The 12,008-nt window shown below is 42.7% G+C and carries 12 protein-coding genes and 1 pseudogene; 12 read left to right on the top strand and 1 reads right to left on the bottom strand.

Translation table 11 applies throughout. The features are described from left to right. Window positions 1–118 precede the first annotated feature (118 nt). The 10 genes and pseudogenes from H6F42_RS21070 (at window position 119) to H6F42_RS21025 (ending at window position 9,793) form a co-directional block, all read left to right on the top strand. On the top strand, window positions 119–406 hold the full coding sequence (locus tag H6F42_RS21070) for a hypothetical protein (protein ID WP_347272343.1): 288 nt from the start codon (window positions 119–121) through the stop codon (window positions 404–406). Window positions 407–483: 77 nt separating this feature from the next. Then, a complete protein-coding gene (locus H6F42_RS21065; protein WP_190401342.1) occupies window positions 484–1,326 on the top strand; it encodes an IS5 family transposase in 843 nt (280 codons plus the stop codon). Further along, window positions 1,259–1,474: a putative 2OG-Fe(II) oxygenase gene (locus H6F42_RS22210; RefSeq protein WP_347272341.1), complete on the top strand. Its 216-nt coding sequence runs from the start codon at window positions 1,259–1,261 to the stop codon at window positions 1,472–1,474. Before H6F42_RS21065 ends, H6F42_RS22210 begins: the two co-directional genes overlap by 68 nt. A 59-nt stretch (window positions 1,475–1,533) precedes the next feature. Next, a complete protein-coding gene (gene rppA / locus H6F42_RS21055; RefSeq protein WP_190401341.1) occupies window positions 1,534–2,223 on the top strand; it encodes a two-component system response regulator RppA in 690 nt (229 codons plus the stop codon). Continuing rightward, window positions 2,220–3,554 (top strand): two-component system sensor histidine kinase RppB, encoded by a 1,335-nt coding sequence (gene rppB / locus H6F42_RS21050; protein ID WP_190401340.1) that lies wholly within the window; start codon window positions 2,220–2,222, stop codon window positions 3,552–3,554. Before rppA ends, rppB begins: the two co-directional genes overlap by 4 nt. A gap of 92 nt (window positions 3,555–3,646) precedes the next feature. After that, window positions 3,647–3,853, top strand: coding sequence for a hypothetical protein (locus H6F42_RS21045; protein WP_190401339.1), 207 nt, complete (start codon window positions 3,647–3,649; stop codon window positions 3,851–3,853). Window positions 3,854–4,100: 247 nt separating this feature from the next. Then, window positions 4,101–4,229: pseudogene (locus H6F42_RS22415) on the top strand (hypothetical protein); the annotation flags it as partial. A gap of 58 nt (window positions 4,230–4,287) precedes the next feature. Next, entirely contained in the window at window positions 4,288–6,000 is a 1,713-nt protein-coding gene (locus H6F42_RS21035) for an efflux RND transporter periplasmic adaptor subunit (protein ID WP_242018557.1), read from the top strand. Between the two features lie 10 nt (window positions 6,001–6,010). Then, on the top strand, window positions 6,011–9,094 hold the full coding sequence (locus H6F42_RS21030; protein ID WP_190401338.1) for an efflux RND transporter permease subunit: 3,084 nt from the start codon (window positions 6,011–6,013) through the stop codon (window positions 9,092–9,094). A 198-nt stretch (window positions 9,095–9,292) separates the two neighbouring features. Continuing rightward, entirely contained in the window at window positions 9,293–9,793 is a 501-nt protein-coding gene (locus H6F42_RS21025; protein WP_190401337.1) for a hypothetical protein, read from the top strand. A gap of 134 nt (window positions 9,794–9,927) precedes the next feature. On the opposite strand, the gene H6F42_RS22030 is transcribed toward H6F42_RS21025, so the two are convergent. Further along, window positions 9,928–10,080, bottom strand: a complete 153-nt coding sequence (locus H6F42_RS22030) for a hypothetical protein (RefSeq protein WP_242018556.1) — start codon at window positions 10,078–10,080, stop codon at window positions 9,928–9,930. Here H6F42_RS22030 and H6F42_RS21020 point away from each other — a divergent pair. After that, window positions 10,034–10,612, top strand: a complete 579-nt coding sequence (locus H6F42_RS21020; protein ID WP_347272342.1) for a DUF305 domain-containing protein — start codon at window positions 10,034–10,036, stop codon at window positions 10,610–10,612. The genes H6F42_RS22030 and H6F42_RS21020 overlap by 47 nt on opposite strands. 31 nt (window positions 10,613–10,643) lie before the next feature. Further along, window positions 10,644–11,711: a F510_1955 family glycosylhydrolase gene (locus tag H6F42_RS21015; protein WP_199289232.1), complete on the top strand. Its 1,068-nt coding sequence runs from the start codon at window positions 10,644–10,646 to the stop codon at window positions 11,709–11,711. Window positions 11,712–12,008 lie beyond the last annotated feature (297 nt).

The raw sequence follows: 12,008 nt of genomic DNA, 5'->3' as shown, positions 1-12,008 counted from the left end.
TCGATTTTCTTTAGTCCATCCAATTCAATTGACTGGATTACTTTTTGTCGTAAATCATAACTGTACGAATTTGACATTTTGCCTTTGACTCCTATATTCTCCCTTTACTCTACTTCCTATTTCACTTGGCGGCAGCTATACATCGAAATTCAACCCCATTGAGCATCGTTTATTTCCTCATGTGACCAGAGCTTGTCAGGGAGCTATTTTTACCAGTATTGAGTTAGTAAAATCCCTCATTGAAAAAACTTCTACCAAAACTGGCTTGAGTGTAGTTGTCAATCTTATGGATAAGGTCTATGCCAAAGGTAGAGAAGTCGCTGATGGTTTCAAGGAAAATATACCGATCATTTTTGATGAATATCTTCCTAAATGGAATTATAGAGCCATTCCTCAAAATAACTGAAATGCATAAGTTATTTACTTTTCATTCCTTATAGAACCCATTTGGTATCTTAGGAAGAGTAAGAAAAGGGGTCAAACATGGGATATAGCAGCAGCCTAAGCGATAAAGAGTGGGAGATTATCGAACCTCTGTTGCCGAGAAAAAAGAAAACTTGTCCACCAAAATGGACAAAACGTCAAATATTAGATGGCATACTTTACCAACTGAAGCAAGGATGTAATTGGGCAGACTTACCCAAGGATTTACCCCCATACTCCACAGTATATTGGCACTACAAGCAATGGCGAGAGTCAGGGGTACTAAGGAAAATTATGACCGCATTGCACGAACAGGTGAGAGGACAAGCCGAAAAAAAGCCTAAGTGGACAACCTTAATCATCGTCGATTCACAAGCCACTAAAAACACCTGTAATGCAAGCATAGATTCTAAAGGTTTCTGTTCCTACAAAGCCACAAATGGGATCAAGAAAAACCTCGGTGTGGATTCTCTCGGGTTGCCATTCTTTACGCTTTGCACTAAGGCAAGTCTGTCCGATGACAAGGCTTTGATTGAAATGTTTGCTCAAAACATTGATTACTTTAAATCTAAACCCGTGAATATTCCTAAGATAACTGTCATGGTTGATCATGGCTATCATCCTGACAAACTAATCCCTGCTCTAGAAGAGATTTATCCACAGATCATGACCAAGATTCGATTTAAGGTTGCACCGAAAATGTCTAGTCAGGAGAAGAAGGCTTTGGGCATATCTGGTTTTGTCGTCATTCCTATGCGTTGGATTGTCGAACGTTCCAATGCTTGGATGGATCGTTGTAAAAGTCTGGTCAAAAACTTTGACAGAACTTTAGACAATGCTAATGCGAGAATTCATCTTTGCTTTATTAGGCTTATGCTTAAGCGCCTTGCCAAAGCTTCCTAAGTTACCAAATGGGTTCTATAAAGCAACAGAAGGTAAGATGATAATTTTTCCAAGTTTGTTAAATCATGGTGTGGAACCAAATCTCAGCGATGAAGAGCGTGTTTGCATTAGCTTTAATATCAGTATGACTTATTTAACATCAGTATAAATTTAGGGCTTTAGAATGGTTAGAACGAAGATCTACTCATTCTAAAGATTAAAAATCATATGAGAATTTTGCTAGTTGAAGATGAAGAGGATCTTGGTAAGGCTCTACAACGGAGTTTGAAGCAAGAAAAATATGTTGTTGATTGGGTACAGGACGGTGCGGAAGCGTGGAGATATCTTTCAAGTCCTAAAGTAGATTATGTGTTGGCAATTGTAGATTGGATGTTGCCAAGTTTATCAGGGCTGGAAATATGTAAGCGCTTGAGAGCGCAGGGTAATTCATTGCCAGTGTTAATGTTGACAGCGAAAGATCAGCTTGAAGATCGGGTGATGGGTTTGGATTCAGGGGCGGATGATTACCTCGTTAAGCCGTTTGGGATGGTAGAACTAATGGCGCGGCTGAGAGCATTGCTACGGAGACCCACTCAAGTTCAGCTAAAAATCTTACAGGTGGGAAATTTGATTCTTGATTATGGAAAGTCAACAATTGCGATCGCTAATCAAAGTGAGATTGCTGAAGGTCTCATGCTGACAACTAAAGAATTTCAATTATTGGAATACTTTATGCAGCATCCTAATCAGATTCTTACCCGTGACCAGATTATGAATCGACTATGGGAATTTCAATCCGAACCTGCTAGTAATGTCGTAGCAGCACAGATTCGTCTGTTAAGAAAAAAATTAGCCGAATATAATTGTGATATCGGGATTGAGACAATCTATGGTTGGGGATATCGCTTGAATTCATGAATCACAATAAAATCTTTTTTGGAGCGCGGTTACATCTTGCAGGTTGGTATGCAGGAGTGATGGGAATCATTTTGACTCTATCAGGAGTCGGGATTTATCAGGTGATGGCTCATGCCCATTGGCAAGCAGTCGATCGCGAGTTAGAGTCCGTAGCGGGGACATTGCATGATAGTTTAGAACCTTTACTGCAACAAAGCGATCGCATCGATCCGAGCGTACAACAAATTCTTCCTAACCTTTGCGTCATCGGCGAGCAATGCGATCGTGAATCTTCGACAAGGCATATTTTAGGCGCAATCCAACAAGATAGCTTCTATGCATTATTTCTGACTCGTTCTGGAACCCTAATTGCCACAGTCGGAAAACCACCATTGGGAATAGTCCCTCAGATTGGACAAGAAGCTTGGCAAACAATTGAGGATCGAGAGGGAAATCGCTATCATCAAATCTCCCTTTTACTCAAAGACAATAGTGGGAAATCATGGGGATATCTCCAAGTAGGGCGATCGCTAGCTGACTATGACCATCATCTTGAACAATCAAAACTGATATTGATCGTGAGTTTACCAATCGCCTTTTTGATTGTTAGTATCGCCAGTTGGTGTTTAGCAGGTATGGCAATGCGACCTGTATATGCCTCTTATAGTCAAATCCAGCAATTTACGGCTGATGCAGCACATGAACTGCGGACTCCTCTTGCGGCGATTCGAGCTACCGTGGAATCGGTTCTTAACAGTGATTCACTTTCAGAATTGGAATCAAGAGATGTTTTGCAAACCATCAATCGGCAAACGATTCGCCTTTCACAATTAGTTCAAGATTTACTTCTGCTTTCACGGATTGATTTACAACTGCTCTCTCTACAAAAGAAGTCTTGTTGTTTGAATGAGATAGCCAGTGATTTGGTCGAAGAAGTTGCAGCTTTGGCTATCCAAGCAGAAATCGAACTAAACTTTAAGGTTATTAGTGATTCTCCACTTTACGTTACAGGCAACGAAGATCAACTCTATCGACTTATGCTCAATATTCTAATCAATGCAATCTATTACACTCCTGAACAAGGAAAAGTTGAAGTATCTCTCAATCGTCTAGATCATTATGCGATCATCCAAATCCAAGATACAGGAATTGGTATAGATTCTATCGATTTACCTTGTATTTTTGATCGCTTCTATCGAGTAAATAGCGATCGCTCTCGCAAAAAAGGTGGATCGGGTTTAGGGCTAGCAATCTCCATGGCGATCGCTAAAGTTCATAATGGTAATATTCAAGTCCAGAGTGAGCTTGGACAAGGTAGTACATTTACGATCAGGCTTCCTTTAGCCTCGTAATCAGCAGCTTTCATATGCATGAAATGTCATTGATTGAGGTCGAAAAGACTCTATTCATCTAATTCCTATTCCTGCAAAATTCGCAAATTTAGATGCAGATATTCCACATTGATCAAGTAGACAGTCAAATTCAACAGCTTTATGAATTTAAAGAAGAGTTAGAAAAGTACCGTGAGCGATGGTCTGAACGGTCTTTGGATCGACCTGATATAGCTAAACTTTGCAGTTTGATTGATGCAGTTACTACCCCTTTAAATAACGATGACTCAGAGATCGCTACATCGTCAACGACAAAATGACGTTTTAGCTGATTTGATAAAGTTTTGTAAATATTCTTGCTCTCCATCCGACTAGAGACTTGTAGATTTGGAAAGTAAATTTTTGTTGAACTGTTTGGTAATTCTTATGACAACCCAAAAAATTGAAGTTTTTACTGGAAATTGTTCACTTTGTGATGATACTGTAAAGCTAGTTAAAGAATTAGCGGGCAACAATTGTACAGTAGAAGTCTATAACATTCGGAAATAGCCAAACCGATTTCAGCAGTATGCTGTGAAAGCTGTCCCCTCAATTGCTATTAACGGAAAGCTAGTCCTTACAGGTAAACCAAGCCGAACCCAATTGGAAGCCCTAGGCTTAAAGAAATGTGACGAGAACATACAGGCTTTGAATTAATTAGGTATGGGGATTTAAAGATTTCATCCTCATTTCATTTTGTTGTGAGATGCTTATAATGACAGCACTTCTGATGAGTATTGAGTATAAAAATCATATTAAGCTTTTGGATAATTTATCGCCAATGAAAAGATCTCTAGTACTTCGCGCTCCAATTATAAAAGTGATTCTTAGCTTGATTTTGCTTTCTAATCCTGCGATCGCACTGGCTCATGCTGGTCATGGAGATGAATTTAAAGGAAACGCTGCAACTCAAAATACAGGGATTACAGTAGATGATGAAGTTGCTAAATCACTGGGAATTAAAGTCGAACCTGTAAAGCAGCAGCCACTAAGATTTGGTATTCAAACTACAGGGCAGATTGAGACTTTACCAAATCAACAAGTGAAAGTAACTACACCGATTAAAGGAACAATTGTTAGGTTGCTAGTCGAACCAGGAGCCTTAGTTAAGGCAGGACAACCTGTGGCTATTCTGTCTAGCCCTGAAATAGCAGATTTACGAGTTAATGCATTAGAGAAACAAGCAGAGGCAAGTGGAAATATTCTAAATGCTGAAACAAATTTACGTTTAGCCAAACAAAATCTAGAACGTCAAAGGCTGGTTGTCGAAGCAGATATTCGTCAGGCTCAGACTGAGTTGAATTTAGATAGAGAGCGTTATGAGCGAGACAAAGAATTATTAGAGAAAGGCGCGATCTCCAGACGACAGTTACAAGAGTCAGAAGCAAAATTTGCTGCTGCAAGAGCCTCTCTAGCCAAAGCAGAAAGCAGTTTACCTTTGCTAGAAGCCCAAGCACAACTGGAAAGAGCCGAGTCTGATGTGCAAGTATCTGCGACCAGAGTAGAACTAAGTACGGCAGCTTACTCCGCCCGATTAAATCAACTAGAAGCTAGTGCGAATTCTAATGGAACAATTACGATCGCTGCACCAATTGACGGGGTTGTAAGCGATCGCGAAGCTACTGTCGGTGAATCAGTTGAAGAAGCGGGTAAACCGCTGATGACGATTGTAAATGATGAAAGAGTTCTGGCTAGTGCGAATATTTATGAGAAAGATATTAGCAAAATCCGTATTGGTCAACCTGTGCAAGTAAAAATCGCGGGACAGCCTTCAAATACAGCATTTCAAGGTAAAGTTACGGTGATTGGTTCGGCTGTAGAAGGACAAACTCGAATTGTGGCTGTGAAAGCGGAGATTGGCAATGTTAAGGGTCAGTTGAAGGCTGGTATGTTTACCAATATCGAAATTCTTACGGATAATGCATCTGTATCAACCTTGGCAATTCCTGCTACGGCTGTAGTGGAGGCAAATGGTAAGCAGATTGTATTCGTCCAAAATGGTAAATCTTATCAGCCTATTGATGTAACTTTGGGTCGTACTTCAGGGGAGTTAGTGGAAGTAAAAAGCGGATTGTTTGAAGGCGATCGCATTGTTACTCAACGCGCTAATCAGTTATATGCTCAATCTCTGCGTGGCGGTAGCAAAACAGCCGATCATGGAGACACTAACTCTGCATCAGTCTCTAATCCCCAGTCTTTAATTCCTTGGTGGGTTGTAATTCCTGCGGGGGGAGCAATTATGGCAGGGACATTTGGGGCGGGAATGGTATGGGCAGATCGGCGTAAGCGCAAGAAGTTTGCGCTTATGTCCAATGGTTACCTAGCCCCTAAATCTCTCAATGACTTGAGCCTTACTGACTACGATGCTCACCATCCAACAATGCAGCATCCATCAAAGTCAGACAATCACCCTAATCAACCGCATTAAGTGAATCACCATGCTTAGTTCTATTATTAAGTGGGCGATCGCCCGCCGTTGGTTGGTGATTTTGGGGGCAATGATCCTGACCATTTGGATTTTTCGCACGATCATTCAAATGCCGTTGGATGTATTTCCCACTTTTGCGCCACCGCAGGTTGAAATTCAAACCGAAGCACCAGGATTAGCTCCCGAAGAAGTGGAATCGCTGGTGACATTGCCGATTGAGAGCGCGATCAATGGCACACCAGGCGTAAGCGCGGTGCGGTCGTCTAGTGCTGCCAGTATTTCAGTTGTGCGAGTAGTTTTTAACTGGGGAACCGATATTTATCAAGCTAGACAGCTTGTAACGGAACGATTACAGTCTGCTCGAAGCAAGTTACCTCAAGGGATTGAGACTCCCCAAATTGCTCCCATTAGTTCGCCGATTGGCACGATCATTACTTATGCTTTCACATCCAAAACCAATGATTTGATGGAAGTGCGGCGAATTGTCGATTGGCAAGTTACTAATCGTTTGCTTGCCGTGCCGGGAGTCACGCAAGTAATTGTATTTGGTGGGGATGTGCGGCAATATCAAGTTCTTGTTGCACCTGAAAAGTTACAGGCTTTTAATGTATCACTGCAAGATGTATCGGATGCTGTGGCGGCGGCAAATGTGAATGCTCCTGGTGGTTATTTGATCACACCTGATCGCGAAAAATTGATCCGAGGTATTGGACGGATCGAAGACATTGAAGCATTGAAGCAATCGGTGATTACAGCTCGGAATGGGATACCTGTGAGGATTACAGATGTAGCTGAGGTAAAGATTGGTGCGGGCGTGAAACGTGGAGATGCCAGCGTTAACGCTCAGAAAGCGGTCGTGGCGATCGTCAATAAACAGCCTCAAGCTGATACCCCTACCGTCACTCGTGCTGTGGAAGCCGCAATGGCGGAAGTGAAAGCAGGATTGCCCGAAAGTATCCAAGTTGCCCCCACATTTCGTCAAGAAACTTACATTGATGCATCCATCGAAAATGTTAAGGCAGCGTTAATTGAAGGCAGCATTATCGTGGCTTTGATTTTGATCCCGTTCTTGATGAATTGGCGCAACTTAGCGGTATGTTTGGTGGCTCTGCCTTTGTCTTTATTGGTTGGAGTACTGGCGCTTAATTGGATGGGGCAAGGGTTGAACACAATGACTTTGGGAGGGTTGGCGGTGGCAATCGGCTCGGCGGTCGATGATGCGATCGTCGATGCTGAGAATGTGTATCGATGTCTGCGCGAAAACAAACATTCTCCTAATCCTCGTCCTGTTTTAGAAGTAGTTTTTGATGGATGTCAGGAAGTGCGCGACTCTGTATTTGGAGCCACTGTTATTACGATTGTCGTCTTTTCGCCAATCTTTGCGCTCACGGGTGTGGAAGGCAGTATTTTTATCCCGATGGGATTGGGCTACTTGGCGGCAGTAATTGCCTCCAGCGTTGTGGCGCTAACTGTTACACCTGCTCTCTGTGCGCTTTTGCTACCCTACGGTCATCTGCCCGAACGAGAACCTTGGGTAGCACGATTTTTTAAAAAGCTTTATCTTCCGTTAATCAAATTTGCGATGCGGCGATCGCAGATAATCATCGGTGTCGCGGCAGCAAGTTTAATTGCGGCGGCGATCATTTTACCGTCGTTCGGGCGTATCTTTCTCCCAGAATTTCAAGAGCAATCGCTAGTCAATACGCTGCTGCTCTATCCTGGTTCATCATTAGAAGCAACCAATAGCGCCGCCTCTGTGCTGGAAAATAAATTGAAAGATAATCCCAACTTTCAAAGCATTCAAGTCCGCTCTGGACGCGCAGAGGGTGATGCCGATGCCGCAGGCGTGAACTTAACTCACCTCGATGTGGAATTGAGCGAGACAGGCATGAAAGATCGTAAAGCAAGCGTGGAATTGTTGCGCCAAGAGTTTGCCAAAGTCCCAGGAGCAGCACCCAACGTGGGCGGATTCATTTCGCACCGTATGGATGAAGTACTGTCAGGTGTTAGAAGCGCGATCGCGGTCAAAATCTTTGGTTCTGACCTTACCCAACTCCGCACTCTCGGACAGCAGGTGAATGATGTCATGCAATCAGTTGAAGGTGTGGTCGATCTTCAACTTGAACCACAGATACCAGTGGAGCAAATTCAGATTCAGTTTGATCGGGTTGCTGCGGCGCGATATGGTTTAACAATTGGGAAGCTTTCCGAAACGATCGAGACGGCTCTGAATGGACGAGTAGTTTCGCAAGTTTTAGAGCAACAGCAAACCTTCGATCTAGTAGTATGGCTGAAGCCAGAAGCCCGCCAAAGTCTAGATACCATCGGCAACTTAATGGTGGATACACCCAGTGGCAATAAAATTCCACTGGCGCAAGTTGCCAAAGTTCAGTCTGGCACGGGACCAAACACAATTAACCGCGAAAATGTTTCTCGATTGATTGTCGTGGCTGCCAACGCGCAGGGGCGAGATTTGCGATCGGTGGTGAGTGACATTCAGGCAAAGGTCAAAGAACAAGTACAGATTCCTGCGGGTTACTATATCCAATATGCTGGACAATTTGAAGCTGAAGGAAGAGCATCTCAAAACATTTTGCTGTTTAGCGCGATCGCCTTTGTCGTCATCACTATCATCATGTATCTCTCAGTCAAATCAGTTGCCTCCACTGCGATGATCATGATTAATCTACCTTTAGCACTGGTGGGGGGCATTATTGCGGTGGCGCTCACGGGAGGCGTTTTGTCGATCGCCTCACTAGTGGGATTTGTCACCTTATTTGGTGTGGCTACTCGCAATGGGTTGCTGCTAGTGGACAACTACAACACCAAGTATGCTGCTGGAATGCCCTTAAAAGATCTCTTGATCCAAGGATCAATGGAACGGCTCAACGCAATTCTGATGACCGCGTTTACTTCAGCATTAGGATTAGCCCCCCTAGTTGTGGCAGGTGGTCCTGGCAAAGAACTTTTGCAACCCCTATCAATCGTGGTTTTAGGAGGTCTATTTACATCCACAGCTCTGACGTTGTTGGTATTACCAGCTTTGTATTCTCAATTTGGAAAATACATTATGCCTACTAAGGTACAAGTATAGCTGTTGCCATTCTTGTTAGGACACAAAACCAGAAGACGAGTTGCGGCGCGAAGCGCCGCAACTCGCTTCTTGGGTTTTGATTTGTCCTAATGCAAGTGACCGTAGCTATAGATACTCAAGTTGAGTCTGCAACTCTATCAATAGGATAAGCAGCGCAAAGCGCTGTTTATTTTCAACTCTAATTACTTAAGGAAATCTATGCAATTATTTCAACCGTTTCTGTTTAGTTTGAGCCTTGCTTGTCTAGCATTATTAGGAGCTTGTGGTAGCAGCCAAACTAAAAGTTCTACACCTGTAAGTACGGCGACTAAGACAATTGAGACACCTATAGCTAAAACTAGCTCCTCTCCTAGCATGGCAAAATCTGCAACTCAGAATAATACGGCTAATCAGGGAGGACAAGTCATTGAATCAGGAATTTACCATTTAGAGTTTTTATCACTGATAGAAGCAGACAGTATCCATCTCGATTTCTTTCTACAAAAGGGCGATAATCATGAAGCAATTCCTGATGCCAAAGTAACGGCTCAAGTTCAGTTGCCTGATGGCACTCAAAAGACTCTAGATCTAAAATATGATGCTGATGGAAAGCATTATGCAGTTGTGTTCCCAAGCAAAGCAACGGGTGAGTACAAAGTTGCATTTTTATCCGATATTAAAGGTGAAAAGGTAAATGGGCGGTTTAGTTTCAATAGATAAAATGATTTCATCCTGATTTCATTTTCTTGTTTTAAACTAGTTATGAATATTGTCTATTAGGAAGTTTAAATTTAAACTTCCTAATAACTACACAAATTAAATTTTATGAATCTTACCAAATTGAATATCTTATCTCACAGTTTAGGCTTAATAGCGATCGCCTCCATTGCAACGGGCGCTTTAGCTGCTTGTACTGCAACAACCAACCCAGAAATATCTAGTTCCACTAGTCCTGTTGCAGTGACACCTAGCTCTACACCTTCGACTCCATCGACAATGCATAACATGAATAATATGCACATGGGTAACATGGCGATGGATTTGGGACCAGCCGATGCGAACTTTGACCTCCGCTTTATTGATGGCATGATTCCACATCACCAAGGTGCAGTCGCTATGGCAAAAGAAGCTCAACAAAAATCTGAGCGCCCAGAGATTAAAAAGCTAGCCGATGAGATCATCAAAGCTCAAACCAAAGAAATTGCCGAATTACAGACTTGGCGCAAACAGTGGTATGCCTCGGCTGGGAATAAGCCTATGGCTTATGATGCCAAAATGGGACGCATGATGGAGATGAGCCAAGACCAGATGAGCGGCATGATGATGAGCCAAGATTTAGGGGCAAAGGATGTTGACTTCGATCTACGGTTTATTAACGCGATGATTCCCCATCACGAGGGTGCTGTAACAATGGCACAAAATGCTTCAACTAAGTCCACTCGCCCAGAAATCAAGAAACTTGCCCAAGATATTATTTCTTCTCAGCAAGCAGAAATCAAGCAAATGCAAGAATGGAAGAAAGCTTGGTATAAGAAATAATCTTGCAATAAATACTTAGAGGGTGCACTCAATGAATCATCAGAAGCCAAATAAGCAAGAAAGCGTAAAATCGAAAGATTCTAATCTGTTTGGAATGGAAATGACGATGATTGCCTGTTGCGTTATCCCGATCACGCTGATCTTTTTTATAGGAGGAGGTTTAGGGTGGTTGCTAGGACTCTCTAATCAGAAAACATCTAGCAATCCGCCGACTATTACTCCGCTAACTAGCCAGCCAAGCAATCTCCAAAAAACGCAAAAGTTAGCTCCTGGCAATGTAACCCTAACTCCCGTACAAAATTGGCAAGCTGATAACCACATTCATGGGCTAACCATTAATCCTGAGAATCCTAACATTATCTATATTGCTAGCCATAATGGACTGTTGCAACGTGCTGAATCAGGACAATGGTTTTGGGTTGGTAAAGACCGATCAGACTACATGGGATTCACTGGCGATCGCACTAACGGTCAACGCTTTTACTCTAGTGGACATCCTTCAAGTGGGGGCAATCTTGGCTTCCGTATCAGTGAGAATGGAGGCGAAGATTGGCAGTTTATCTCAATGGAAGGAGTGGATTTTCATGCTTTAGGTATTTCTCCAAGTAATCCCAAAGTTCTTTATGGGTGGGCTAGTTCAGGGGCAAAAGGTTTGTTTGTCAGTTCCGATAGCGGCAAAACTTGGACACAACCCAAGATGACAGGACTAACTGACGCCCCTTTCGATCTAGTTGTTGATTCAGAGAAACCCGATCGCGTCTTTGCGACCACCCGTTCAGGTATGTATGAGAGCGTAAATCGTGGAGATGACTGGACTGCGATCGGCGAAACTCAAACTGCGCCAATTCTGGCTTTAAATTTAGTCAAGCAAGGCGATCGCACAATTATGTACGGCTATCGCTTTGATAAATTAAATTCTGGTATCTATCTTAGTAATGATGAAGGTAAGAACTGGGAGAAACTTTGGTTAGAAACTGATGGAGTGATCGTCAAGCTAGCCATTGCTCCTAGCAATTCCCAAATTCTCTATGCTGCTAACGAAAAGAATCAAGTTTTTCAATCTCAAGATGCTGGCAAAACTTGGAAAATATTGAGCTAAAAACAAGTAAAGTTACACTTGATTTACGCGGACTGTGCTGTACTCAACATATAACGTTTAGCCATGTACAGAACTAGCGGTGGCAAGATTATCCATTGCAATAGTGGCAGCCAACTAATGTCAATAACTGGCACGAGGAACACTGAAACGCCGTAAAGTTTGGCAATGTGGATGCGATAAATTTGAGACTGTCAAGAAAAATGTGTAAAGTCTAGAAGCTAGAGATGGAGACGATCCTCAAAGAGGATGGCAAATCGATTAAGAGCAGGTTTCCAATCCCGAATCGGCATTGTCCAC

It is taken from the genome of Pseudanabaena sp. FACHB-1998, assembly GCF_014696355.1.
In the GTDB taxonomy this organism is placed as follows: Bacteria; Cyanobacteriota; Cyanobacteriia; order Pseudanabaenales; family Pseudanabaenaceae; genus Pseudanabaena.
The sequence above is the reverse complement of the archived record's forward strand: the minus strand, read 5'-3'. Positions and strand labels throughout refer to the sequence as shown.